General features: G+C 73.5%; 27 protein-coding genes. 18 read left to right on the forward strand and 9 right to left on the reverse strand.

All coding sequences use genetic code 11. The annotated features are described in order from the left end of the window. Positions 1 to 6 precede the first annotated feature (6 nt). The 3 genes from ACLJPY_RS44135 to ACLJPY_RS44145 are packed head-to-tail and all read right to left on the reverse strand — an operon-like array spanning position 7 to position 1,147. Entirely contained in the window at positions 7 to 858 is an 852-nt protein-coding gene (locus tag ACLJPY_RS44135; protein ID WP_410596960.1) for a helix-turn-helix domain-containing protein, read from the reverse strand. Further along, the gene (locus ACLJPY_RS44140) at positions 855 to 1,031 is read right to left on the reverse strand and encodes a hypothetical protein (protein ID WP_410596961.1); all 177 of its coding nucleotides are present in this window, start codon (positions 1,029 to 1,031) and stop codon (positions 855 to 857) included. The genes ACLJPY_RS44135 and ACLJPY_RS44140 overlap by 4 nt, the downstream gene beginning before the upstream one ends. Continuing rightward, positions 980 to 1,147, reverse strand: a complete 168-nt coding sequence (locus tag ACLJPY_RS44145) for a hypothetical protein (RefSeq protein WP_410597063.1) — start codon at positions 1,145 to 1,147, stop codon at positions 980 to 982. The genes ACLJPY_RS44140 and ACLJPY_RS44145 overlap by 52 nt, the downstream gene beginning before the upstream one ends. Here ACLJPY_RS44145 and ACLJPY_RS44150 point away from each other — a divergent pair. The 4 genes from ACLJPY_RS44150 (at position 1,146) to ACLJPY_RS44165 (ending at position 4,139) form a co-directional block, all read left to right on the forward strand. Beyond that, positions 1,146 to 1,625 (forward strand): MarR family winged helix-turn-helix transcriptional regulator, encoded by a 480-nt coding sequence (locus ACLJPY_RS44150; RefSeq protein WP_410596962.1) that lies wholly within the window; start codon positions 1,146 to 1,148, stop codon positions 1,623 to 1,625. The two genes, ACLJPY_RS44145 and ACLJPY_RS44150, sit on opposite strands and share 2 nt — an antisense overlap. 91 nt (positions 1,626 to 1,716) lie before the next feature. Beyond that, positions 1,717 to 2,307 carry an RNA polymerase sigma factor gene (locus ACLJPY_RS44155; protein ID WP_410596963.1) on the forward strand — a complete coding sequence of 197 codons (591 nt, stop codon included), beginning with the start codon at positions 1,717 to 1,719 and terminating at the stop codon, positions 2,305 to 2,307. After that, entirely contained in the window at positions 2,300 to 3,178 is an 879-nt protein-coding gene (locus tag ACLJPY_RS44160; RefSeq protein ID WP_410596964.1) for a CU044_5270 family protein, read from the forward strand. Before ACLJPY_RS44155 ends, ACLJPY_RS44160 begins: the two co-directional genes overlap by 8 nt. 91 nt (positions 3,179 to 3,269) lie before the next feature. Continuing rightward, positions 3,270 to 4,139, forward strand: coding sequence for a S1 family peptidase (locus tag ACLJPY_RS44165; RefSeq protein ID WP_410596965.1), 870 nt, complete (start codon positions 3,270 to 3,272; stop codon positions 4,137 to 4,139). Position 4,140: 1 nt separating this feature from the next. On the opposite strand, the gene ACLJPY_RS44170 is transcribed toward ACLJPY_RS44165, so the two are convergent. Then, positions 4,141 to 4,776 (reverse strand): TetR/AcrR family transcriptional regulator, encoded by a 636-nt coding sequence (locus ACLJPY_RS44170; protein WP_410596966.1) that lies wholly within the window; start codon positions 4,774 to 4,776, stop codon positions 4,141 to 4,143. A gap of 95 nt (positions 4,777 to 4,871) precedes the next feature. Between ACLJPY_RS44170 and ACLJPY_RS44175 the strand changes: the two genes are divergently transcribed. Beyond that, positions 4,872 to 5,456, forward strand: a complete 585-nt coding sequence (locus tag ACLJPY_RS44175) for an SRPBCC family protein (protein ID WP_410596967.1) — start codon at positions 4,872 to 4,874, stop codon at positions 5,454 to 5,456. Positions 5,457 to 5,476: 20 nt separating this feature from the next. Beyond that, positions 5,477 to 5,794, forward strand: a complete 318-nt coding sequence (locus tag ACLJPY_RS44180) for a hypothetical protein (RefSeq protein ID WP_410596968.1) — start codon at positions 5,477 to 5,479, stop codon at positions 5,792 to 5,794. On the opposite strand, the gene ACLJPY_RS44185 is transcribed toward ACLJPY_RS44180, so the two are convergent. Next, positions 5,775 to 6,527, reverse strand: a complete 753-nt coding sequence (locus tag ACLJPY_RS44185) for a ZIP family metal transporter (RefSeq protein ID WP_410596969.1) — start codon at positions 6,525 to 6,527, stop codon at positions 5,775 to 5,777. The genes ACLJPY_RS44180 and ACLJPY_RS44185 overlap by 20 nt on opposite strands. A gap of 193 nt (positions 6,528 to 6,720) precedes the next feature. Between ACLJPY_RS44185 and ACLJPY_RS44190 the strand changes: the two genes are divergently transcribed. Then, a complete protein-coding gene (locus ACLJPY_RS44190) occupies positions 6,721 to 6,843 on the forward strand; it encodes a hypothetical protein (protein WP_410573747.1) in 123 nt (40 codons plus the stop codon). A 48-nt stretch (positions 6,844 to 6,891) separates the two neighbouring features. Here ACLJPY_RS44190 and ACLJPY_RS44195 read toward each other — a convergent pair whose 3' ends face one another. Together ACLJPY_RS44195 and ACLJPY_RS44200 are read right to left on the reverse strand one after the other, a co-directional pair. Continuing rightward, positions 6,892 to 7,032 (reverse strand): hypothetical protein, encoded by a 141-nt coding sequence (locus tag ACLJPY_RS44195; RefSeq protein ID WP_410596970.1) that lies wholly within the window; start codon positions 7,030 to 7,032, stop codon positions 6,892 to 6,894. A 34-nt stretch (positions 7,033 to 7,066) separates the two neighbouring features. Further along, positions 7,067 to 7,909: a phytanoyl-CoA dioxygenase family protein gene (locus ACLJPY_RS44200; RefSeq protein WP_410596971.1), complete on the reverse strand. Its 843-nt coding sequence runs from the start codon at positions 7,907 to 7,909 to the stop codon at positions 7,067 to 7,069. 82 nt (positions 7,910 to 7,991) lie between these two features. Here ACLJPY_RS44200 and ACLJPY_RS44205 point away from each other — a divergent pair, with 82 nt between their 5' ends. Together ACLJPY_RS44205 and ACLJPY_RS44210 are read left to right on the forward strand one after the other, a co-directional pair. Continuing rightward, positions 7,992 to 9,005: a LacI family DNA-binding transcriptional regulator gene (locus tag ACLJPY_RS44205; protein WP_410596972.1), complete on the forward strand. Its 1,014-nt coding sequence runs from the start codon at positions 7,992 to 7,994 to the stop codon at positions 9,003 to 9,005. A 31-nt stretch (positions 9,006 to 9,036) separates the two neighbouring features. Beyond that, a complete protein-coding gene (locus ACLJPY_RS44210; RefSeq protein WP_410596973.1) occupies positions 9,037 to 9,480 on the forward strand; it encodes an OsmC family protein in 444 nt (147 codons plus the stop codon). 545 nt (positions 9,481 to 10,025) lie between these two features. Here ACLJPY_RS44210 and ACLJPY_RS44215 read toward each other — a convergent pair. After that, entirely contained in the window at positions 10,026 to 11,282 is a 1,257-nt protein-coding gene (locus ACLJPY_RS44215; RefSeq protein WP_410596974.1) for a diguanylate cyclase domain-containing protein, read from the reverse strand. Positions 11,283 to 11,523: 241 nt separating this feature from the next. Continuing rightward, the gene (locus tag ACLJPY_RS44220) at positions 11,524 to 12,738 is read right to left on the reverse strand and encodes an MFS transporter (protein ID WP_410596975.1); all 1,215 of its coding nucleotides are present in this window, start codon (positions 12,736 to 12,738) and stop codon (positions 11,524 to 11,526) included. Between the two features lie 293 nt (positions 12,739 to 13,031). Between ACLJPY_RS44220 and ACLJPY_RS44225 the strand changes: the two genes are divergently transcribed. The 9 genes from ACLJPY_RS44225 to ACLJPY_RS44265 all read left to right on the forward strand — a co-directional run bounded on the left by ACLJPY_RS44225 (position 13,032) and on the right by ACLJPY_RS44265 (position 22,113). Then, positions 13,032 to 13,583: a DUF2231 domain-containing protein gene (locus ACLJPY_RS44225; protein ID WP_410596976.1), complete on the forward strand. Its 552-nt coding sequence runs from the start codon at positions 13,032 to 13,034 to the stop codon at positions 13,581 to 13,583. Beyond that, positions 13,580 to 14,080: a hypothetical protein gene (locus ACLJPY_RS44230; protein WP_410596977.1), complete on the forward strand. Its 501-nt coding sequence runs from the start codon at positions 13,580 to 13,582 to the stop codon at positions 14,078 to 14,080. The genes ACLJPY_RS44225 and ACLJPY_RS44230 overlap by 4 nt, the downstream gene beginning before the upstream one ends. Positions 14,081 to 14,115: 35 nt before the next feature. Beyond that, the gene (locus ACLJPY_RS44235; RefSeq protein ID WP_410596978.1) at positions 14,116 to 15,195 is read left to right on the forward strand and encodes a spore photoproduct lyase family protein; all 1,080 of its coding nucleotides are present in this window, start codon (positions 14,116 to 14,118) and stop codon (positions 15,193 to 15,195) included. A gap of 51 nt (positions 15,196 to 15,246) precedes the next feature. Next, positions 15,247 to 16,194 carry a threonine/serine dehydratase gene (locus ACLJPY_RS44240; protein ID WP_410596979.1) on the forward strand — a complete coding sequence of 316 codons (948 nt, stop codon included), beginning with the start codon at positions 15,247 to 15,249 and terminating at the stop codon, positions 16,192 to 16,194. A 133-nt stretch (positions 16,195 to 16,327) separates the two neighbouring features. Next, complete coding sequence (locus ACLJPY_RS44245; RefSeq protein WP_410596980.1) at positions 16,328 to 17,509, forward strand: carbohydrate-binding protein; 1,182 nt, start codon at positions 16,328 to 16,330, stop codon at positions 17,507 to 17,509. 17 nt (positions 17,510 to 17,526) lie between these two features. After that, positions 17,527 to 18,813 carry an extracellular solute-binding protein gene (locus tag ACLJPY_RS44250; protein WP_410596981.1) on the forward strand — a complete coding sequence of 429 codons (1,287 nt, stop codon included), beginning with the start codon at positions 17,527 to 17,529 and terminating at the stop codon, positions 18,811 to 18,813. A 71-nt stretch (positions 18,814 to 18,884) separates the two neighbouring features. After that, positions 18,885 to 19,808 (forward strand): carbohydrate ABC transporter permease, encoded by a 924-nt coding sequence (locus ACLJPY_RS44255; protein ID WP_410596982.1) that lies wholly within the window; start codon positions 18,885 to 18,887, stop codon positions 19,806 to 19,808. Further along, on the forward strand, positions 19,805 to 20,623 hold the full coding sequence (locus tag ACLJPY_RS44260) for a carbohydrate ABC transporter permease (RefSeq protein WP_410596983.1): 819 nt from the start codon (positions 19,805 to 19,807) through the stop codon (positions 20,621 to 20,623). The genes ACLJPY_RS44255 and ACLJPY_RS44260 overlap by 4 nt, the downstream gene beginning before the upstream one ends. Further along, entirely contained in the window at positions 20,623 to 22,113 is a 1,491-nt protein-coding gene (locus tag ACLJPY_RS44265) for a beta-N-acetylhexosaminidase (RefSeq protein WP_410596984.1), read from the forward strand. Before ACLJPY_RS44260 ends, ACLJPY_RS44265 begins: the two co-directional genes overlap by 1 nt. The last annotated feature ends 314 nt before the right edge of the window (positions 22,114 to 22,427 follow it).

Genomic DNA, 22,427 nt, shown 5'->3' on the forward strand with positions numbered 1-22,427 from the left:
TGCGCCTCAGCCGCGCACCGCGGCCCGGTACGCCGAGGGTGACTGGCCGATCTGGGCGCGGAACGCCGCGGCGAACCGCGACGGGGTCGCGAACCCGCACGCCTGCCCGATCTCCGTCACCGACAGGTCCCCGCGCTCCAGGTGGCGGCACGCCCGCTCGACCCGGACCCGGGTCAGGTAGCGGTACGGCGTCTGCCCGGTCGCCGTCTTGAACACGCGCAGGAAGTGGAACGGGCTCAGGTCCGCCGCGGCCGCCATGTCGGCCAGCGTCAGCGGGAGGGGGTGGTTGTCGCGGATGAACTTCACCGCGCGGCGGATGCGCACTTCGTCGCGGCCGAACTCGCGGGGCGGGGGCGCCGCCGTGTGGTGGGTCAGCAGGTGCACCGCCAGGAACGTCGCCGCCGATTCCGCGTACAGCTCGTCCGCGCCGGCCAGCGCCGCCGCGCCCAAGGCTCCCGCCACCGATGCCAGCACCGGGTCCTCGACCGCCAGGGCGTCCGGGCGGCCGAGCCGGTTCGCGTCGCGGCCCCAGAGGTCGAGGGCCGTGCGGTCGATCAGCGCGGACGGCAGGTGGACGTGCGTCGTCCGGGTGCGGCCGTCGCCGCGCCAGCGGATGCGGGCCTCGTGGCCCGGCGCCGTCAGCCCGATCGAGCCGGGGCCGTATTCGGCGCGTCGCCAGCGGGCGCCGTGGCGCGACTCGATCGTCTTGGTCCCGGCGCTGACCAGGACCAGCACCTGCTCGTCGACGGGTGGCACGTCGACCTCGGCGGCTTCGGCGTTGTCCAGCAGCCGCACGAGCAGCGACGGCCAGCGGCGGAAGAGCCGCACACGGCCACCCGGGTCGATCGCCTCCGTCACGCCCCGATCCTAACGGCGGATCGGGCGTCACCCGGCCAGTTCGGGCAGGGCGAGCGTGTGGTCGGTGTGCCGGCCCTTCGCCGCGAGGTACCGCAGGGGGCGGAGCCGAATACGTCGCCGGTCAGGCACTCCGGGTGCAGGCGCACCAGCGGCCGGACCGGGTCGCCGAACACCAGGGCCCGGCACCGTCGGCCAAGCCGTCGAAGGTGACGACGTCCGCCGTGGCGGCGTATCCGTCGGCGAAGCGCAGCTTGAGTTCGAATTTGAACAACAGGTACCGTGGTGACATGGGTCGTCCGCGGTGGCTGAACGCCGAGGAGAAGCGCGCCTGGAACGCGTTCCTCGGCACCTACGAGCTGCTCAACCGGCGGCTCGACCAGCAGCTCAAGCAGGATTCCGGGATTTCCCACCTCCAGTACGTGATCCTGGCCCGGCTCAGCGGCGCCCCGGACCGCGAACTGCGGATGACCGAGCTCGCCTGCGCGGTGGCCAACTCCAAGAGCGGGCTGACCTACCAGATCGGCCAGCTGGAGCGGGCCGGCCTGGTGCGCCGGCGCGCGTGCGAGAGCGATCCGCGTGCCGTCTACGCCGTGCTGACCGACGAAGGCACGGCCCTGCTGGAACAGGCGGCGCCCGGACACGTCGAGCTGGTCCGCGAGCTGCTGATCGACGTCCTCACCCCGGACCAGCTGCACGCGCTGGCCGACGGCCTCGGCGAGGCGAACCGGCGCATGCTCGCGACCGGGGACGCCATCGACTGCGCGTGAGTGAGCTGCGTCACTCCCGCCGCCGTTTCCGGAACCCACGCCGCCCCGCCCGGGAACAGCCTGTGACACCGGCTGGACCGAAAGGCGGGCGATGACCCCGGAAGACACCGATTCCGACGACGACGCGAGCGTGATCGCGCGGTCGCGGCACGAGCCGAGCCTGTTCGCGGTCATCTTCGACCGCCACTCGCGCCACATCCACCGCTACCTGGCCCGGCGCCTCGGCCCGGCGGCCGCCGACGACGTCCTGGCGGACACCTTCCTGATCGCGTTCGACAAGCGGGCGAAGTTCGACCCGGCCCGGCGCGACGCGCGGCCGTGGCTGTACGGGATCGCCACGAACCTCGTCTCGCGGCAGCGGCGGGCGGAGGTGCGCGAACTGAAGCTCCGGCTCGCCGTCGGACCGCCGCCCGCCGACGAAGGGCACGCCGACCGGGTCGCCGACCAGGTCAGCGCGCAGGCCCTCGGCACGCGGCTCGACCGGGCCCTGGCCGGCCTGCGGCCCCGCGAGCGGGACGTCCTGCTGCTCGTCGCCGCGGAAGGCCTGGCCTACCAGGAAGTCGCCGAAGCGCTCGGCATCCCCGTCGGCACCGTCAAATCCCGGCTCAACCGGGCTCGCGGCCGCGTCCGCGCCGAGCTCGGCGCCTTCGACCTCGTGAAGGAGACCTCGGGTCATGGATGAACTGGACCTGATCCGCACCCGCGCGGAAACCGTCGGCTTCGCACCGGCGGAGCGCCTCGCCCCGGCCCGCGAGCGGCTGCTCGCCGCCGCCCGCGGGCCGCGACGGCACCGGCCGCGCCGCCGGCTCTGGGTGGCCGGCGCCTCGGTGGGCCTGGCCGCGGCGATCACCGCCGTCGTCGCGCTGACCCCCGCCGACCAGGTCGGCGTCGGGGCCGGCGTCGCGCACGCCGACCCGGTCAAGGTGCTGACCGCGGCGGCGCACCACGCACTGAAGGAGCCGGCCGAGCCGCCGCGGCCCGACCAGTTCCTGTACGTGAAGACGGAGGAGCCGGAACACCACATCCGCGAGGTCTGGTTTTCGGTCGACGGCACCCGCGACAGCCTGATCGCCGGCGTCAAGGACGGCGGCTGCCGCAACGGCAAGGCGCCGATGTACGGCACGAACGACCCGCGCAAGGAAGGAACGCTCCAGGACTGCACCCCCCGGCCGGTCTACCGGACGGACCTGCCGACGACCGCCGACGCGATGCTCGCCTACCTCGAGGCCCAGGCCGGCGACCAGAAGGGCAACGTCAACTCCATGGGCAAGAGCGTCTACGACCTCGCCTACGAGCAGGTCCTGCCGCCGGCGTCCTACGCGGCGCTGTTCGAGGCGGCGGCGAGGGTGCCGGGCCTGACGGCGCTCGACCACGTCACCGACGGCGCCGGTCGTCCCGGCGTCGGGATCACCTGGCCGGTGCCTCCCGGCTCGAGCCCGGCGGCGAAGCCGGAAGTGATCGTCTTCGACGCCACCACGTACCAGTTCCTGGGCACCCCCGAAACGGCGGTGACGGTGAAGACCTACGTCGACGAGGTGGGTCAGCGGCCCTGACGTCCCACCGGACCGGGCGGCTGACCGGCGGGAACGCACCGGCCGCCCGGTTCTCGCAACCATTCGGCGCTCCCACCCGTGCATTACAGGTGTGAGGACCTCTGCGGATCGACGACGGCAGTTGCGGGCACGAGCGGTGGCGGTCGCGGTGCTGGCCGGGGCCGGCCTCGCGTTCGCCCACGCCGTGGCCGGGCTGCCGTTCGCGGGCCCCGTCCTGGCCGCGGGATCCGGCGGGCACAGCCTGCCGGATCCCGCCGCCCCGGCCCCGGCTCCCGTGACGACGTCCGCCCGGCCGGCGCCGAACCCGGTCCTGCCGTTCAACGCGAAGCTGACTTCCGACGACATCCCCGTCCCGGGCGGCGGGGTGCGCAGCGGCGCCTGCAGCGGCTCGCTGGTCGCGCCGCAGTGGGTCGTCACCGCCGGGCACTGCTTCCACGACCTGAAGGACGCCCGGATCGGCGGGCGGCCGCCGTACACGATGACCGTGACCGTCGGGCGGCTGAAGGACACCGACCCCGGCGGGCACACGAGCGAGGTCGTCGACGTCCGGCAGTCGCCTTTGAACGACCTGGCGGTGGCGAAGCTCGCGAGCCCGGTCGACGACATCGCCCCGGTGGCGCTGGCCACGACCCGGCCGCCGCTCGGCGAGGAGCTGCAGTTCGCCGGCTGGGGTTCGCACTCGGCGACCGTGCTCGGCCCGTCCGACCACCTCAAGCGCGGGCGGTTCACGGTGTCGGGCATCGGCCAGGCGACCCTGGAGGCGCAGCCGGTCGGCACGCGCACGGTCGAAAACGGCCCGTGCCCGGAGGATTCCGGCGGCCCGTTCTTCCTCTCCGGCGACGACCGCACCGGGACGCTGGTGGCCATCGTCAACACCGGGCCGCCGTGCCCGCAGCCCGGACCCGAGACGATCGCCCGGGTGGACGTCGTGGCGGACTGGATCCGCGCACAGACCGGCTGAGTCACCGCCGCCGCAGGGCGGCCAGTTCCTCGGTGATCAGCAGGCCGGGGTCGAACTCCATGCCGGCGAAGTGCCCGGCCAGCTCGAGCGAGAGCACGCCGTGCAGGCGGGTCCAGAAGGACAGCGCGCGGTGCAGGGCCGCCGGTGGTGCGGGATGGCCGCCCGCCCACTCGCGGTGGGTCTCGAGGTGGGTGTCGAACGCCGTCGGCGGCTCGTCGCCGGCCTCCTCGGCGCACGCTTCGACCAGCACGGCCATCACCTCGGACGAGATCGCCGTCGTGTCGCCGGGCGCGTGGTAGCCGGGTACGGGCGTGCCGTAGACGAGGAAGTACCGCTGCGGGTCACTGCGCGCCCAGCCGCAGATCGCCTCCGCGAGCCCGAGCAGGCCGGCGCCGGCGTCCCGGGCCGCGCGGACGGTGTCGGCCAGGCTGCGGTAGCCGTCGCGGATCAGGGCGGTGAGCAGCTCGTCGCGGCTCGCGAAGTACCGGTACAACGCGGGGCCGCTCATGCCCAGCTGCTTGGCGATCGCGTTGAGCGAGAGCGCGGGCACCCCGGCCGCGGCGATCTGCTCCCACGCGTGCCGCTTGATCTCCGCGCGCACCTGGGCTCGGTAGCGCTCTCGCGGGCTCTCGCTCATCACCGTTAGAGATTATCACTTTTCCTATTGACACTCACTTCGGCGGAGTTATAGCTTCTAACAAACAAGACAGCTACTAACCAACCGGAGGATACATGCTCGGGACCCGCCTGCTGCTCGCCCTTTCCGTCGCCGCGGGGCTCACGGGCACCGCCACCTCGGCCGCCGCCACCACGGCCGCGAGCTGCCAGGGCGTGGGCATCGACCCCGCCGCCCGGCTCCACCACCGCACCGAAACGCTGATCCACGCCCCCGCCGCCAGGGTCTGGCGGCTGCACACCGACGTGGCGCACTGGCCCGCGTGGCAGACGGCCGTCACCAGCGCGCAGCGGCTCGACACCGGGCCGCTGCGGCCGGGTGCGCGGTTCCGCTGGACGACTCCGGCGCCACCGACACCCATGACGCCGGCGACCACGCTGGTCATCACCTCGGCCGTCGGGGAGCTGCAGCCGGGCCGGTGTGTCCGCTGGACCGGGCCGGCGATCGGCGACGGGCTGCGGATCGACCGCGGCGTGCACGTGTGGACGTTCACGCCGGTGCCGGGCGGCGTCCACGTGCGCACCGAAGAGAGCTGGACGGGCGCGCAGATCGAAGCCGACCCCGCCACCGCGCTGCGCTACCTGGCCGCCGGGCTCGACGCCTGGCTCGCCGCGCTGAAGACGACCGCCGAAACCCGCTGACCCTCGCCGAGGAGACAACGATGACCGTCACCACCCCGCCCCGCACCTCGACGGCCGTGCTCGCCGCGGCCTGGGCCGTCCCGGTCCTGGTGGCCGGCCAGTTCGCCCTGCTGTCCGGCGTGCCCGTCGCCGTCGCGCTGATCGGGTCCCGGCACCACCGGACCCACCGCTGGTGGGCCGCGGCGCTCGCCGCGGGCTACGCCGCCGTGGTGACGGCGTGGCTGGCCGGCCCGAGCACCGCGCCGAGCCTGTCGAAGTTCCTGAGCCCGGTCGCCACGGCGGTGCTCACCGCCGCGGGCGTCGTCGTCGCGGTCGCCCTCAGCCGGCGTGCCCGATGACGAACGCGGTCAGGAAGCCGAGGGTGGCGAGCAGGCCGGTGTAGAGCTCGGTGCGTTCGAACGCCTCCGGGATCATCGTGTCGGCGATCATGGCCAGGATCGCCCCCGCGGCCACCGCCGTGATGGCGGCGACGGTCGCGGGCGACGCCGTCCGGAGCAGGAGGTTGCCGACCAGGGCCGCGACCCCGCTGATGACCGCGATGCCGGCCCAGACGCCGAAGACGTACCGGGCACTGCGCCCGGCGGTCTTCATCCCGGCGGCGCTGGAGAGGCCTTCCGGGACGTTCGAGATGAACACGGCCGCGAGCACGGTGACGCCGATGCCGCCGCCCCCGAGCAGGGAGACGCCGAGCACGACGGATTCCGGTACGCCGTCGAGCAGGGCACCGACGGCGATGGCCGCGCCGCTGCCCGCGGTGTCCTGTTCGGACGGTTGCTGCCCGCCGGAACGCTTGCGGTGCCGGGCCCCGCGGCGGGCCAGCAGCACGTTGATCAGGACGTAGACGACGGCGCCGCCGAGGAAGCCGGCCGCGGTCGGCGCGAGGCCGCCGGAGCGCTGCGCTTCGTCGACGAGGTCGAAGGCGAGTGCGGAGATCAGCACCCCGGCCCCGAAGGCCATGATCCCGGCGACCACCCGCCGCGGCACCCGCGCCCACCAGGCGATGGCGGCCCCGAGCACGAGCGCCACCCCGCCGACGAGGCCCCAGAGCCCCGCCTCTGCCCATTGCGGCACGTGAGCCACCTTCCGCCGGTCCGCGATCGTCCGGGAACGGGCTACCCACGCTCGACCGCGGCCGAACATCGCACCGTCACGGCTCGGCGGCGCCCGGGATCACCTGGCCGGACGGCTGTGGCGCGCGTCACGGAATGCGCGGCGATCTTCGGCGCTACACACAGGAGAACTGTTCGTCCACAAGGGAGGGCCCATGTCCGCCACCACCACCGGGGAAGAATCCGTCGCCGTGCCCGAGCTGGAGGACTTCGACTTCCCGCTCACCGACGGCGCCGCCTGCCGGATCGACGACCCGGACTGCGAAGCCTGCCAGTGAGACCAGGCTCCGGCCACGGCGCAGCACTCGTGGCCGGAGCCTGAAGACCTAGAGGTGCATGGCCAGCCACAACGCCATCCAGGCGAGGCACGCCAGCGCACCGCCGACCCCGAAGGCCAGCAGCACCCGGCGCAGCGCCGCGACGACGCCGGCCCGGCCCGTCATTTCGGTGATTCCCGCATCAGCCATGGCCTGAAGGTGCCCAGCCCCGTAGCCCCCAAACCTAGGCACCCATCACGAGCCCTTCGATCGTGTGCTTCTGGGTGATGGGCGTCAGGACGTCGACGACCGGGCAGTGCAGGTGCGCGCGCACCGATTCCGGCAGCGCCGCCCAGAAGTCCTTCGTCACCGCGGTGTCGTGGCGCTCGTCGTTGCCCGCGCCGGGCGCGTCGAGGCCCAGCACCAGGACGGGCCGCGCCTTCGCCGAGTGGTTCGCGGTACCGCGGTGGACCGTCAGCGCCGAGCGGATCGAGATGTCGCCCATCCGCGGGAACTTCCGCGCGGCCAGTTCGTGGTAGCGCGGGTAGGCCTCGCGCGGCGGGAACATGCCGTGCTCGAAGGCGCTGCCGTCGTCCCAGTGCGTGCCGGGCGCGATCTCGAACGGCCCCATGTCGGGTTCGGTGTCGACCGCGGTGACGTTCACCGCCAGCGACGTCAGCCGGCGTTCGCGGGCGGTTTCGTCCGGCATCGGGAAGTCGCGGTGCCACGGCTGGTCGACCGCGCCGGCGAGCGGGACGTCGAAGCCCACCTCGACGATCCGGTACTCCGGGCCCAGCACCGACTCGGCGACGGCGGTGATCCACGGGTGGGTGACGAGGTCGGTGAACCCGCGCAGCTGCTCCGGGTGGATCTCGACGTAGAAGCGGTTCGGCCCGCGGCCGACGGCGCCGTCCGGCCGGGCGCGGGCCTCGGCGAACGCCGTGTCGATGTCTTCGCCGAGCTGCCGCACCCAGTCGCGGGAGAACGCCCCGGGCAGGCCGATGATGCCGTCGGTGCCGAGCCGCTCGGTCAGCGACGCGAGTTCGGCCGCGGGCAGCGGCGCGGGCGTGGTCTGGTGCGCGGTCATCGGAAAACCTCCTGGGAGCACGACGGCGTGGCAGCCCAGTTTGCAACGTGGCATGCCACGTTGCAAGAGGTACGATGCGCCGGTGAACCCGAAACTGCGTGACGTCGCCGAGCACGCCGGCGTCTCGGTGCGCACGGTGTCCAACGTGGTGAACGGGTTCCGGTACGTGGCCCCGGCGACCCGCGAACGCGTGCAGGCGAGCATCGACGCCCTCGGCTACCGGCCCAACCTGGCCGCCCGCACGCTGCGGCGCGGCCGGACCGGGCTGGTGGCGCTGGTGATCCCGGAGATCGATTCGCCGTACTTCGCCGAGCTCGCCGCGCGGACGGTCCGGATCGCCGGCGCCCGCGGCCTGACCGTGCTGATCGACCAGACCGACGGCGACGCCGAGCGGGAGAAGGAACTGCTGCACGGACGGCGCAGCCAGCTGGTCGACGGCGTCCTGTTCAGCCCGTGGGCGGTGGCCCCGGCGGAGCTGGCCGCGCGCACCGACACCGTCCCGCTGGTGCTGCTCGGCGAGCACGACGGCACCGGCGGCGTCGACCACGTGGCCATCGACAACGTCGCCGCCGCGTGCGAGGCCACCCGGCACCTGATCGCCGCGGGCCGCCGCCGCGTCGCGGCCCTGGGCATCCAGCCGCGCTCGCTCAACGCGACCGCGCGGCAGCGGCTGGCCGGCTACCGGCAGGCGCTGGCCGAGGCGGGCCTGCCGGCCGAGCCGGAACTGGAGGTGCCGGTGCGGCGCCTGCACCGGGCCGACGGCCACCAGGCGATGCTGCGGCTGCTGGACCTGCCCCGGCCGCCCGACGCCGTCTTCTGCTTCACCGACGAACTGGCACTGGGCGCACTCCGCGCGGCGGCCGACCGCGGTCTCGCGGTGCCGGAAGCCGTGGCCCTGGTGGGGTTCGACGACATCGAAGACGGCCGCTACAGCGTGCCGGCGCTCACGACGGTGTCACCGGACAAGGACCGCATCGCCGAACTCGCCCTCGACCGGCTGGTCCGGCAGGCCGCCGATCCGGAACCGCCGCGGTCGATCGTCGCGCCGCACTCGCTGGTGGTGCGCGAAACGTGTGGAGCGGATTCCGCCGGGTAATCGCGCCGGAACGACCCCAGCGGAGGACGCGATGGAGATCTATTCGGCGGAAGCGACGTCGAGCCGCGGCAGCGTCCGGGTGGACGGCCGCGGCGACCTCGCGTACCCGGTCGGCGAGCCGTCCGGCGACGGCACGGCCGACGCACTCAACCCCGAGCGGCTCTACGCCGCCGCGCTGGCGACCTGCCTGCACCAGTCGCTGACGATCGCGGCGACGTCGCTGGACGTGGAGCCGGCGGAAAGCGTGGTGACGGCCAAGGCCACGCTGTCCCACCAGGACGGCGGCTACGAGCTGAGCGCGGCGGTGGACATCTACCTGCCGGGCGCCGCGACCGACGACTTGTACGACACGGTCACCCGGGAGGCCCTGCGGCTGTGTCCGTTGGTGGGTGCGGAAGTCTCGGTGAAGTTCGACCGCGACCGGGGGTTGGCTTTGCAGAACCACCGCGGCCCGGCGGATCCAGGTCAGAACTGATTCGCGGCGCCCCGGCCCGGCCGATCCTCGGCCACCGGGCCCGACCGAGAGTGTCCCGCGGCCCTCAGCTACCGCAGCCCGGCCGATTCCGTCCGCGGATTGACTCGCGGCCTCGGCCACCGCGGCCTGGGCGACCCCGGCAGAACCGCCCTCGGCCCTCGGCCACCCCGCTCGACCTTCCCCCGACGTGGCCGACCTTCGGCGGAACCGGCCATTGGGGCCTGCGGCTCCCGGCCGCTGCGCCCAGCCGACCGAGGCCGCCCGGCCACCGGGCCACCCAGCCACCCGGCCAAAGCGACCCGACCCCGGCCACCCCGGGCTCAGCCGGGACCCGCCGCCGTCACCAGCCAGCCACCGCTCGACCGACGCCCGACGTGGCCGACCTTCGGCGGAACCGGCCATTGAGGCCTGCGGCTCCCGGCCGCTGCGCCCAGCCGACCCCAGGCCGCCCAGCCGACCGAGGCCGCCCAGCCACCCGGGCACCCAGCCGCCCGGCAAAAGCAACCCGGCCCCGGCCACCCCGGCTCAGCCGGAACCCGCCGCCGTCACCAGCCGGCGACCGCGACCCGGTCGCGGCCCGCCTTCTTCCCCGCGTACAACGCCTCGTCGGCCGCGCGGATCATCTCGTCCAGGCCCGCGCCCGGTTCCGATGGGGGCAGGGCCGCGCCGATCGTCGCCGACAGCTGGACCGGCTCGCCCGTCGGTGCCGTGATGCGCAGCGTGCGGATGCGCACGCGGATGCGTTCGGCGATCGCGCGGACCTCCGCTTCCTCGACGTCGGGCAGCAGGACGGCGAACTCCTCGCCGCCGTACCGGCCGACCGTGTCGCCGCGGCGGACCGCGCGGGTGAGCACCGTGGCCACCTCGGCGAGCACGTCGTCGCCGACCGGGTGGCCGTGCGTGTCGTTGATGCGCTTGAACCAGTCGAGGTCGATCATCAGCACCCCGATCCGGCCGCGGGTGCGCGCCAGCGCGTGCTCCGCCTGCTCGTGCCAGGCGATCGCGTTGAGCAGGCCGGTGCGCTGGTCCGTGCGGGCGGCGAGCTTCAGCTGGTCGAGCTGGACGCACTGGTGCAGCGCGAACGTCGGGATGATCATCAGCAGCGCGGCGGGCGGCCACCACAGCAGGGCCATCGCGACGAACACGCCGAGCGCCAGCTGGCTGACCTCCAGCAGGTTGTCCGAGGCGCTGCCGAGCAGCTGGCGCGGGTGCTCGACCGGGACCGTCCAGGCGATGGCCGTGCCGATCAGCCCGGTGTTGACCACCCACTGCACCGCGGCCGCGGCGACCACGGCGGCCAGGTCGGCCCAGCCGGGCCGCGCGCCGCCGGCGAGGCGCTCGTGGACGCCCGTCGAGTGCAGCACGGCGGCCGCTGCGGCCGCGGCCAGCGCGAGCGTGGCGGCGGTGAACACGGTGCGGTGCGGCGGGCGGACCGCGTCGAACCGGTTGACCAGCACCCACCGGTGGACGTAGATCGCCGCCACCAGCACCAGCTCGAGCACCAGGGGCAGCACGACCACCCCGGCGAAGATCCACACGCTGCACAGGTCGACGTACGGCGCGCCCGTGCGGTCACGCCGCCGCCGTTCGATGACGTGCGATGCGTGCAGATGCGGCAGAGCCGCCGCCGCCAGCCAACCCGCCGTCACCCACTCGTGCGACGTCGGTGCCGCCCGGGCCGCGAACGCCAGCAGGCCGGCGGCGGCCAGGCTCACGCCCACGACGAGGACCCGCACCCGCCCCGGCAACGACCACAGCTCCCACGGCGTCCGGCCGCCGCCGGTGCCCGCGTCTTCCCCCATCGCAGCGCCTCCCCCGCGCCGGTGATCCCCTGATCGCCCAGGGTAGTCGCGTGGCGGCCGGATGTCAGGTGATTCCCGGCAGCGCGACCCGACCGGGCGGCTGCGACCATTCGCGGGTATCCGGTACCGGACGAACCGCACGGAAAGGCGAGCCGATGACCGACAAAGGCTGGTGAAAAGCCCCTCTTCCCCTCCCCTGCCACCGGAAGGAGCCCGCGATGAGCGACAAGGGATGGTGACTTCAGGCCTCGGCCGGCAACGCGGCCGAAACGGCGTCCGGGCGGCGGCGGGCCCAGGCCGCGGCCGCGGCGAGCGCGACCAGCGCTCCCGCGGTTCCCGCGCAGGCGATCGCCGCCGCCGGCCCGACCCGCTGGGCCAGCACGCCGCCGGCCACGATCCCGAGCCCCTGCCCGGCGATCATGCCGGTCCGGGCGAAGCCGAGCGTCCGCCCGCGCACCGGCGGCGGGGACAGCTGGACGAACGTCGCGCCCGCCGTGACCTGGTAGGCCGAGCACAGTCCGGACACGAAGAGCAACGCCAGCGCGGCGCCCAGGGACGGCCGGCCCCAGAACGCCACGAGCGGCACCGACGTCCCGACGGCCAGGACGCCGAGCGCGCGCACCCGGACGGTCCGGGCGACGCGCCGCAGCAGCAACGCCCCGGCGACCGCGCCCGCCGGTTCCGCGGCCAGGAGCACCCCGATCCATTCGCCGCCCACCCCGGCCTGCTGCGCGAAGGGAACCGCGAGCCCTTCGGGGACGACGGTGAACAACGCCAGCCAGCCCAGCCACAGCAGCGTGCCGAGGGTCCGGTCCCGCCCGACGGCGACGGCACCCGCGGCGATCCGCCGCCACCAGCTCGTCTCGCGTCCGGCGCCACCGTCCGGCGGATGACGGCCGAGGCCGGCGCGGATGAGCAGGCCGGAGGCGACAAAGGTGGCGGCGTCGACGGCCAGTGCCGCGTGCGCGCCGACGCCGGTGACGACGAACGCGGCCGCGGCGAACCCGAGCACCAGGCACAGCTGGGTGGTAACCTGCTGGACCGCTTGCCCGGCCTCGTACCGCGCCCCGAGCAGTTCGGGGAGGACGGCGCCCTGGGCGGCCGAGAACGGCGCTTCGGCCAGCTGGACGAGCACGAGCAGCCCGGCCAGCAGCGGCAGGGGAACGGCGGGCACGGCCATGACGGCGACCAGCCCCGCCCGCACCCCGTCGCAGGCGACCATCACCCGCCGCCGCGGGTACCGGTCGGCCAGCCAGGACAGCAGGGCACCCGAGACGAGCGCGGGCAGCATGGAGAGTGCGTAGGTGGCGGCGCTCAGCGCGGCGGAGCCGGTGCGCTGGAAAACGAGTATCGACAAGGCGACCCGAGCGAGCTGATCCCCGGCGACGGAGAGCAGCCCGGCCAGCCAGAGCAACCGGAACCCCGGCACGGCGAACGCGGAGCGCGTCGCACTCATCCCCACCCCCAGGCCGGCCACTGTCACGCAGAGCGTTGCCCAAGACGCTCACGGTAGCGCGCGGCGGAGGTATGCACCACGACCGGAGGTGGGTTTGCGCGCGGTGGGATGGGACCTCCGCGGGGGCGATGGGGCTGGGTTCCTCGCGGGCGGACCGCACTCGTCGAGGCACCCGGCCGCGCCGACCGGAGCTCAAAGCCCGCGGGTGGCGCAAATCCGACCGAGTCCACGCAGCCACCAACCGCCTCCACCTTCCACGGTTGGACCGCGGCCGCGGGGGTAGCCGGGACAGCATGCCGACCGCCGACGAAACTCCCGCCCCGCCGCACCGTGCGTTGACCGCCGTCGAAGGTGCTCGTGTGCTCGATGCTCCCGCTGCCGCTCTCGTGCGGCCGCTGCGGGGTGCCGCCGCTAGCGTGCCCGGGCGGCTGCTGCGCGGGCGGTGGCTGGGGCATCCGCTGCACCCGCTCGCCGTCACCGTGCCGATCGGGGCCTGGGTGTGCTCGGCGCTGTTCGACCTGGTGCCCGGCCAGGAGGACGCGGCCCGCCGGCTCGTCGGCACCGGGCTGCTGGCCGCGCCGGCGGCCGTCCTGCTCGGGCTGTTCGACTACGCCGACCTCGACGAACGGCAACGGCGGGTCGGGCTCGCCCACGCCGCCGGCAATGCCGTCGCCATCGCGCTGTTCGGGGCGTCCTACGCCGCCCGCTCGCGCGGCCGGGTGGCCCGCGGCCGGGTGCTCGGTGCGCTCGGGCTCGCCGTGACGAGCGCGGGCGGGGCGCTCGGCGGCCACCTGGCGTACGCGCAGGGCGCCGGGTTCTTCCGCTGGCAGGGGGGCGCCCGATGAGCGGCTACTTGGCCATCTACCTGCGGGACCAGCTGGCCCTCGGCGTCACCTGGCGCGAGCTGGCCCGCCGCGCGCGCGACCACAACCGCGGCACCGACCTCGGCCGGACGCTCGCCGAGGTCGCCGACGCGATCGCCGAGGACGTCCGGACCTTCGAGGACATCATGCGGCGGCTGGAGGTCCGGGCGAACCCGGCGAAGGTCGCCGCGGCCGTCGTCGCCGAGCGGCTCGGCCGGCTGAAGCTGAACGGGAAGCTGACCGGGTTCTCGCCGTTGAGCCGGTTCTTCGAACTCGAGGTGCTCGTCATGGGCATCGACGGCAAGAAGACCCTCTGGCACACCCTCGGCGAGATCGCGGGCCTGCAGGAACGGTTCCCCGACATCGACTTCCCGGCCCTGATCGCCCGGGCCGACGCGCAACGCAACGCGCTGGAACCGTTCCGCCGCAGCACCGGCAAGGAGGCTTTCGCCTCCGGAGACGTCCGTACCGGCGAGTAGACTGACGGTTCCCGAGACTGCGCAGGTGAACTTCCGTGACCGACGTGACCCTCGAGCGGGAGAAGCTGCTGGCGCCCTCGCGCATCTACGTCGAACCCGCCGCCGCCGAGCTCCCCCGCGGCCGTCAGGTGCTGGCGCGCTTCCCCGACGCCACCGTCGTCGAAGTCGCCAGCCACTGGCGCATCCCCGAACTGCACGGCGACGAGACCAACGTCCGCCGCTGGGTGCGCATCAAGCGCGAGGCCCTGGTGCTGGGGGTCAAGAAGTCGCTGACGGCCCGGCCCAACGGGCGCTCCGCCGACTTCATCGCCCCCTCGACGGCCAACGGCTGCGCGATGGCGTGCGCCTACTGCTACGTCCCGCGCCGCAAGGGCTATTCCAACCCCATCACCGTCTTCGCCAACATCGAGCAGATCACCGGGTACCTGGCCCGGCACATCGCCCGGCAGGGTCCCAAGCCGGAGCCGAACCAGTGCGACCCCGTCGCGTGGGTCTACGACATCGGCGAGAACTCCGACTGCTCGGTCGACGCACTGGTCAGCGACAACGTGGCCGACCTGATCGGCCTGTTCGCCGGGCAGCCGACGGCGAAGGCGTCCTTCGCCACCAAGTACGTCCACCGCGGGTTGCTGGACCTGGCCCCGCGCGGCCGCACCCGCGTCCGGTTCTCGCTGATGCCCGAACGGCCCGCGAAGCTGCTGGACCTGCGCACCAGCCCGATCGCCGAGCGGCTGCGCGCGCTGGACGACTTCGTGGCGGCGGGGTACGAGGTGCACGTCAACTTCAGCCCGGTCGTCGTCTACGACGGGTGGCTCGCCGACTGGACCCGGCTGCTGCAGGACCTCGGCGACGCCACGAACGCCGCCACCAAGGCCCAGCTGGCCGCGGAGGTGATCATGCTGACGCACAACCAGGGCCTGCACGAGGTCAACCTCGGCTGGCACCCCAAGGCCGAGCAGGTCCTGTGGCGGCCCGACCTGCAGGAGACCAAGCGCAGCGAGGGCGGCGGCGTGAACGTCCGCTACCGCGCCGGCCAGAAGCGGGCGCTCCTCGACGAGCTCCTCGACCTGATCGCCGTCCACGCTCCCTACCTGCGCGTCCGGTACGCGTTCTAGCTGTGTGTCCGGGGACGTCGTCCCCTGGACACCACAACTAGGCTGCCCCTCGTGCCGGAGACGCGTCTCGACCTCGCCCGGATCCGGGCCGCCCGGCAGGTCATCGACCCGGTCTTCCTCGACACCCCCCTGTACCGCTGCGAAGCGCTGGAGCCCGTTCTCGGGTGCGCGGTGAGCATCAAGCTCGAGACCGCGAACCCGGTGCGCAGCTTCAAGGGCCGCGGCACCGAACTGGTCGCCGAAGGGCTCGCGGGCGCGGTGGTGTGCGCCAGCGCGGGCAACCTCGGGCAAGCGCTGGCGTGGTCGGGGCGCCGCCGGGGCCTCGACGTCACCGTCGTCGCCTCGCGGCACGCGACGGCGGCCAAGCTCGAGCGCATCCGCGCGCTCGGGGCCCGGCTGGAACTGGTGGACGGCGACCACGAACTCGCGCGCGAACGCGCGGCGGCCATCGCCCGCCGCGACGGCATCCGGCTCGTCGAAGACAGCCTGGACCTCGAAACCTGCGAGGGCGCGGCGACCATCGGACTGGAACTGGCCGAGGCCGCGACGGCGTTCGACGCGGTGTTGATCGCGCTCGGCGGCGGAGCCATGGCCACCGGGGTGGGGCACGTCCTGCGGGCACTGGCCCCCGCCACCGAGGTCATCTGCGTCCAGCCGGCGGGCGCGCCGGCGATGACCCGCTCCTGGCACGCCCGGCGCGTCATCACCACCGGCCCGACGAACACCATCGCCGACGGCGTCGCCGGGCGGCGGCCGATCCCGGAGGTGCTGGCCGACCTCCTGCTCGTCGCGGACGACGCCGTCCTCGTCACGGAGGCGTCGATCGCCGCCGGGGTGCGGCTGCTCTTCGACCACGCCGGCCTCGTCGCCGAACCCTCGGCGGCACTGGGCATCGCGGCGATCCTCGAAGCCCCCGACCGCTTCGCCGGCCGGCACGTGGCGACCATCGTCTGCGGCGGCAACGCCGACCCGGCCGCCTTCCGCGGCTGGCTCGGCTGACCACCGAAATTACCAAAGGTAAGTTCTGCCGCCTTCTTGACTTTACCAATGGTCAAGAGGAAGGTACTGGCCACCTGATTCGTCTAGACCAATCGGCGCTCCCCGCGGTACGGCCACCCCCAGGAGGAGACCCATGTCCCGCAGCACCCGGACCACCACAGCAGCCCTGACGAGCCTCGCGACCGCGGCCGCGACGGCCGTGATCCTTTCCGGCGGAGCCGACGCCAGCCCCGCGGCCGCGGCGGCCGGCTGCGGTGTGCTCTTCGACGACTTCCACTACGCCTCGCCGACCGACGGTGCCTTCGGCCAGGCCGGGTGGACCACGCGCAACGACGTCGGCAGCCCCGGCGTGCCCGGGGCGCGCTGGCTCACGAGCAACATCAGCTTCCCGTCCGTGGGCGGCGAACGCGTCGCCCAGCTCACCGCCACCACCGACGGCAGCGCCGCCGGCACGACGCACGCCGAGCTGTACCAGAACCAGTTGCGGTTCCTGGAAGGCACGTACGCCAGCCGCGTCCGCTTCACCGACGCGCCCGACAGCGGCTCCGACGGCGACCACGTCAACGAAACCTACTTCACGATTTCCCCGCTGCGGTACGACCGCGACCCGCTCTACAGCGAACTCGACTTCTCCGAGTACCTGCCCAACGGCGGCTGGGGCGGGCCGCAGGCGGACTACCAGACCAGCTGGTACACCTACTGGAACAACCCGACGTGGGACGGGCTGCGCACGTCCACCGCGCAGAACCGCAGCTTCGCCGGCTGGCACGACGTCGTCACGCAGGTGTCGGGCGGGCACGTGAAGTACTACATCGACGGCGCGCTCACCGCCGACCACACCACCGACGCCCAGGGCGACCCGGTCTACCCGCGCACGCCGATGTCCATCAACTACAACATGTGGTTCATCGACACCGCCGGGCACACGAGCGGGAACAGCGTCTACACCGAACAGGTCGACTGGACGTACTACGCGGGCAACCAGGTCGTCTCGCCGGCCGACGCCGTCGCGCAGGCCGGGCAGTACCGCTCGGCCGGAACGTCCCATGTGGACACCGTCAACGGCTGCACGACCCCGGCCAGCCCGCCGCCGACGACCCCGACCACCCAGCCCACCACCCCGACCACGCCGACCACTCCCACCACGCCGTCGCAGCCCGCGAACTGTTCGACGGCGCCGGAATGGGACTGGGGCACGGTCTACCTCGAGGGCCAGCGCGTGCGGCACAACGCCCACCTGTGGCAGGCGAACTGGTGGACCCAGGGCTCGGAACCCGGCCTCACCGCCCAGTGGCGCGACCTCGGCCACTGCTGATCTCCCGGGAGTCCTCCATGCGCAGACGCACCCTCGCCGCCGCACTGGCGCTCGCCACCGTCACCGTCACCGTCACCGCCACCGCCTGCGGCACCGACACCCCCGCACCCGCCGCCGGTGGCGGCACGCTCACCGTCTGGCTGATGAACGGCGACCTCAGCGACAAGGCCACGGCCGCGATCGGCGCGGCCTTCGAGAAGGCCACCGGCGCCAAGGTCACCGTGCAGATCCAGGAATGGGACAACATCAACACGAAGATCAGCACCGCACTGGCCCAGGACAACACGCCGGACGTCATCGAAATCGGCAACACCGACGTCCCGCTGTTCGCCGCCAACGGCGCGCTGACCGACCTCACCCCGCACCGCGACGAGCTCGCCGCGGGCCAGACCTGGCTGCCCGGCCTGGCCGGACCGGCCACTGTGGACGGAAAGCTCTACGCCGCGCCGCTGTTCGCCGGCAACCGCGCGGTGATCTACGACAAGCAGGTCTGGGCCGACGCCGGGGTCACCGCCCCGCCGAAGACGTTCGCCGAACTCACCGCCGCTCTCGGCAAGATCAAGGCGAAGCACCCCGCGCCGGACTACTCGGCCTTCCACTTCCCCGGCCGGTACTGGTTCGGCGCCCTGCAGTTCGTCTGGGACGCCGGTGGGCAGCTCGCCACGCAGAAGGACGGGAAGTGGACCGGCGCTCTCGAAAGCCCCGAAGCGCTGAAGGGCCTGCAGGCGTGGAAGGACTTCCAGAACGCCTACTCCTCGCCCGCGTCCCGCAACGTCGACACCAAAGCCCCGGACCAGGCCGCGATCTTCTCCTCCGGCGGCGCCGCGGCCATCCTCGACACGAGCGTCAACACCGTGCTCAAGAACAAGCCGGAGCTGAAGGACCGGCTGGGCACGTTCCCCTTCCCCGGCGCCACGCCCGGGAAGACGCAGCCGGTGTTCCTCGGCGGCTCGGACCTCGCCGTCGCGGCCAAGAGCCGCAACCCAGACCTCGCGCTGGCCTACCTGAAGGCGGCGGCCGACCCGGCCGTGCAGCGGGCCGCCATCGCCGGCATCGACGGCTGGACCCCGATCTCGACCGAGCTGATCGACCGGATCACCCCGGCGCTGCCGCCGCTCAACGCCGCCTTCGCGACCGCGGCGAAGACCAGTGTGGCCACCCCGGCCGCGCCCGGCTGGGCGACCATCGAAAGCGACAAGTCCATCAACACCTTCTTCGCCGACATCGCCACCGGACGGCGGCCGGTCGCCGACGCCGCCCGGGAGTTCGACGCGCACCTGACCGAGGCGCTGGGCGCCCGCTGACCGGCGGGGTGGCCCGGCCGACCGCCGTCCCCACCGGGCCACCCCGCCCCTGCTTCCGCGAAGGAGTCCCCGTGCTGCTCGAAAAGGCGCGCACCCGGGAAAGAACGCGACGTCCGTCCCTGCTCCCCTACGGCCTGCTCCTGCCCGCGGCCGTGCTGCTCGGGCTCGTGCTCGGCTACCCGCTCGTCCGGCTGGTCGTCATCTCCCTGCAGCAGTACGGCCTGCGGTCGCTGTTCACCGGCAGGACGGGGTTCGCCGGCCTGGACAACTACACCGCCGTGCTCGGCGACCCGCAGCTCGTCGGAGTCCTCGTGCGCAGCCTCGGGTTCTGCGCCGCGCTGGTGGCGGGCACGCTCGTCATCGGGTTCGGCGTCGCGCTGCTGCTGCGGCGGCTGGGCCGCCGGATGCGCACGGCGGTCACGCTGTGCCTGATCGCGGCGTGGGCGCTGCCGAACGTGGCGTCCACGCTGGTCTGGCAGTGGCTCTTCCAGCCCGGTTACGGCGTGGTGAACTGGCTGCTGACCCGGCTCGGGTTCGGGGACCTGACCCAGCACGACTGGACGACGACGCCGGCTTCGGCGTTCACCCTGGTCTGGCTGCTGGTCGTGTGGCAGTCGGTCCCGTTCGTGGCGCTCACCCTGCACGCCGGCCTCTCGCAGATCCCGCGGTCCTACTACGAAGCCGCGGAGCTGGACGGCGCCGGGCCGTGGCGGGTGCACCGCACGATCACCGTCCCGTTCCTGCAGCCGATCCTGGGGCTGGTCACCATCCTCTCGGTCATCTGGGACTTCACCGTGTTCAACCAGATCTGGATCCTCACCCAGGGCGGCCCGGGCGGCGGCACGACGACACTGGGCATCTGGACGTTCACCCGCGCCTTCAGCCGCAACGACTTCGGCCAGGGCGCGGCGATCGCCGTCGTCTCGGTCGCGCTGCTCGTCGGCCTGACCGCCGTGTACGTGCGGCGGCTCGTCCGCTCCGGGGAGGACCTGTGATCGGGCGCTTCGGCCGGAACGCCGCGGCCGTCCTCTTCTGCCTCGTGTGGATCTTCCCGGTCTACTGGATGGTGCTCACGGCGTTCAAGCCCGCGGGCCGGATCCTGCAGCCCACCCCGCAGTTCCTGCCCTTCGACGTCACGCTGGACAACTTCGCCGGCGCGCTCGCCAAACCCGGTTTCGCCCAGGACCTCCTCAACAGCGTCGTGGTCGTCGTGGTCGTCGTCGCGCTGTCCGTCGTGGTCGCCTTCCTCGCCGCGACGGCGTTGACGCGGTTCCGGTTCTTCGGCCGCCGAAGTTTCCTGGTCGGCGTGCTCGTGTTGCAGATGGTGCCGGTGCCCGCGCTGGTCATCCCGCTGTTCCTCGGCCTCAAGAGCGCGCACCTGCTCGACACGCTGCCCGGGCTGATCCTGACCTACGTGGCGCTCGTGCTGCCGTTCACGATCTGGACCCTGCGCGGCTTCCTGCACGGCATCCCGGTCGAACTGGAGGAAGCGGCGATGGTCGACGGCGCCACGCGCGGGCGCGTGCTGCGCTCGGTCCTGCTGCCCCTGGTGCTGCCCGGGCTGATCGCGACCAGCGTGTTCGCCTTCATCACCGCGTGGAACGACTTCCTGTTCGCCTACGTGATCATGAAGGACAGCTCGGGCTACACGCTGCCGGTCTGGCTGGTCTCGTTCAGCACCAGCACGGGCACCGACTACGGCGGCCTCATCGCCGCGTCGACGCTGTTCGCGCTGCCCGTCGTCGTCTTCTTCGCGCTCGTGCAACGTCACCTGGTCGAGGGCATGACCGCGGGCGCGGTGAAGGGCTGATGCTCATCCCGTTCCCCGCGCGGCTGACCCGCCGCGCCGGTTCTTGCGTGCCCACCGGCATCCTGGCGGGCCCCGGCACCCACGGCGCGGCCCGGCTGCTCGCCGCGTACACCGGGCTCCCGCTGGTCGCCGACGGGCCCGTCATCCGGCTCGCGCGGAAACCGGGACTCGGGCCGGAGGAGTACACCCTCGAGGTCACGCCGGGCCGCGCGCTGCTCACCGCGTCCACGGAGGCGGGGCTGCTCGCCGGCGTGCAGACGGTCCGGCAGCTGCACCCGCGGCTGCCGTGCCTGAGCATCCGCGACGCGCCGCGCCTGCCCTGGCGCGGGGTGCTGCTGGACGTCGCCCGGCACTTCATGCCGCCGGCGTTCCTGCGCGAGTTCGTCGAGCTGCTGGCCCTGCACAAGTTCAACGTCCTGCACCTGCACCTCACCGACGACCAGGGCTGGCGGATCGAAATCGCCGGATGGCCGCGGCTGACCGAGGTCGGCGCCTGGCGGGCCGAATCGATGGTCGGGGCCGCGGGCAGCGGCGTCTTCGACGGCGTCCCGCACGGCGGGTTCTACACGCGGCGGGAGCTGCGCGAGCTGGTCGCGTTCGCCGCCGCGCGCGGCGTGCGGATCGTGCCGGAGATCGACCTGCCCGGGCACGTCCGCGCGGCGCTGGCCGCCTACCCCGCGCTGGGCAACCGGCCCGAGGTGGCGCTGCCGGTGTGGACGGAGTGGGGCATCAGCCCGGACATCCTCGGCGTCCACGACGGGGTGTTCGCGTTCTGCCGGGACGTGCTCGGCCAGGTCGCGGACGTCTTCCCGGCGCCGTACCTGCACATCGGCGGGGACGAGTGCCCGACGACGCAGTGGGAGGCGAACCCGTTCGCGCGCGAGAAGGCGGCGCAGCTCGGAGTGCGCCCCGCCGAACTGCACCCGTGGTTCCTCGGGCGGCTGCACGACATCGTCGCGGACCTGGGCCGCCGGGCGGTGTGCTGGGACGAGACCGGCCACGCGGCGGGCCGGCTGCCGGCGGACCTCGTCGTCACGGCCTGGCGCGACGCCGCCCACGGCGCGCTCGCCGTCGCCCGCGGCCACCAGGTGGTCATGGCCCCGCACACGGCGACGTACTTCGACTACCGGCAGAGCGAGGACCCCGGCGAGCCACCGCGCGAGCCGGTGACGACACTGGCGGACGTCTACCGCTTCGACCCACTGGCGGGCGGGCTGCCGGTGAGCGACGGGACGACGCCCGGGGTGCTGGGCACGCAGGCCCAGCTGTGGACGGAACACGCACCGACGCCTGATCACGTGCGGCACCTGGCGTTCCCGCGGCTGTGCGCGCTGGCCGAACGGGCGTGGTCCCCGCCGGGCCGCGGTTATGCTGACTTCCACCAGCGCCTGACCGGGCACCTCCCCCGGCTGCGGGCACTGGGCGCCCTGCCGAAGGAGCGCGTCCGGTTCGCCGGCGCGCTCGGAGTACCCGGGAAGACGGTGCCTTGACCGCTGTGACATCCGGGGCTTCGCCCCGCGCCGAGGGACCCGCCACGCGGAACCCCGGCGAAGAGACCGCGGCCACCGGAGCTTCGCTCCACGCCGGGACGCCCACCGGGCGACGCGGCAGGAAAGAAGCCGTGAAATCCCGAGCCGGACGCTCCACCACCCGCAACGCCGGAGAAGAAGCTGCGGCACCGGCGACCACACCTCAGGCGGGGCGCTCCACCGCCCGGAACCGCCGCGAAGAAACCGCGACAACCGGGACTTCACCCCGCGCCGGGCGGCCCGCCGCCCGACCCACCGGGAAAGAAGCCCCGGCA

Source organism: Amycolatopsis sp. lyj-23, assembly GCF_046549135.1.
Taxonomy (GTDB): domain Bacteria; phylum Actinomycetota; class Actinomycetes; order Mycobacteriales; family Pseudonocardiaceae; genus Amycolatopsis.

What these genes read in the sequence shown, in the direction of transcription:
- ACLJPY_RS44225 (WP_410596976.1), top strand. Translation starts at nt 13,032, where the DNA reads ATGCCGACCGCCGACGAAACTCCCGCCCCGCCGCACCGTGCGTTGACC.
- ACLJPY_RS44145 (WP_410597063.1), bottom strand. Translation starts at nt 1,147, where the DNA reads ATGTCACCACGGTACCTGTTGTTCAAATTCGAACTCAAGCTGCGCTTC.
- ACLJPY_RS44200 (WP_410596971.1), bottom strand. Translation starts at nt 7,909, where the DNA reads ATGACCGCGCACCAGACCACGCCCGCGCCGCTGCCCGCGGCCGAACTC.
- ACLJPY_RS44150 (WP_410596962.1), top strand. Translation starts at nt 1,146, where the DNA reads ATGGGTCGTCCGCGGTGGCTGAACGCCGAGGAGAAGCGCGCCTGGAAC.
- ACLJPY_RS44220 (WP_410596975.1), bottom strand. Translation starts at nt 12,738, where the DNA reads ATGAGTGCGACGCGCTCCGCGTTCGCCGTGCCGGGGTTCCGGTTGCTC.
- ACLJPY_RS44180 (WP_410596968.1), top strand. Translation starts at nt 5,477, where the DNA reads ATGACCGTCACCACCCCGCCCCGCACCTCGACGGCCGTGCTCGCCGCG.
- ACLJPY_RS44250 (WP_410596981.1), top strand. Translation starts at nt 17,527, where the DNA reads ATGCGCAGACGCACCCTCGCCGCCGCACTGGCGCTCGCCACCGTCACC.
- ACLJPY_RS44215 (WP_410596974.1), bottom strand. Translation starts at nt 11,282, where the DNA reads ATGGGGGAAGACGCGGGCACCGGCGGCGGCCGGACGCCGTGGGAGCTG.
- ACLJPY_RS44195 (WP_410596970.1), bottom strand. Translation starts at nt 7,032, where the DNA reads ATGGCTGATGCGGGAATCACCGAAATGACGGGCCGGGCCGGCGTCGTC.
- ACLJPY_RS44190 (WP_410573747.1), top strand. Translation starts at nt 6,721, where the DNA reads ATGTCCGCCACCACCACCGGGGAAGAATCCGTCGCCGTGCCCGAGCTG.
- ACLJPY_RS44210 (WP_410596973.1), top strand. Translation starts at nt 9,037, where the DNA reads ATGGAGATCTATTCGGCGGAAGCGACGTCGAGCCGCGGCAGCGTCCGG.
- ACLJPY_RS44160 (WP_410596964.1), top strand. Translation starts at nt 2,300, where the DNA reads ATGGATGAACTGGACCTGATCCGCACCCGCGCGGAAACCGTCGGCTTC.
- ACLJPY_RS44230 (WP_410596977.1), top strand. Translation starts at nt 13,580, where the DNA reads ATGAGCGGCTACTTGGCCATCTACCTGCGGGACCAGCTGGCCCTCGGC.
- ACLJPY_RS44155 (WP_410596963.1), top strand. Translation starts at nt 1,717, where the DNA reads ATGACCCCGGAAGACACCGATTCCGACGACGACGCGAGCGTGATCGCG.
- ACLJPY_RS44265 (WP_410596984.1), top strand. Translation starts at nt 20,623, where the DNA reads ATGCTCATCCCGTTCCCCGCGCGGCTGACCCGCCGCGCCGGTTCTTGC.
- ACLJPY_RS44175 (WP_410596967.1), top strand. Translation starts at nt 4,872, where the DNA reads ATGCTCGGGACCCGCCTGCTGCTCGCCCTTTCCGTCGCCGCGGGGCTC.
- ACLJPY_RS44245 (WP_410596980.1), top strand. Translation starts at nt 16,328, where the DNA reads ATGTCCCGCAGCACCCGGACCACCACAGCAGCCCTGACGAGCCTCGCG.
- ACLJPY_RS44170 (WP_410596966.1), bottom strand. Translation starts at nt 4,776, where the DNA reads ATGAGCGAGAGCCCGCGAGAGCGCTACCGAGCCCAGGTGCGCGCGGAG.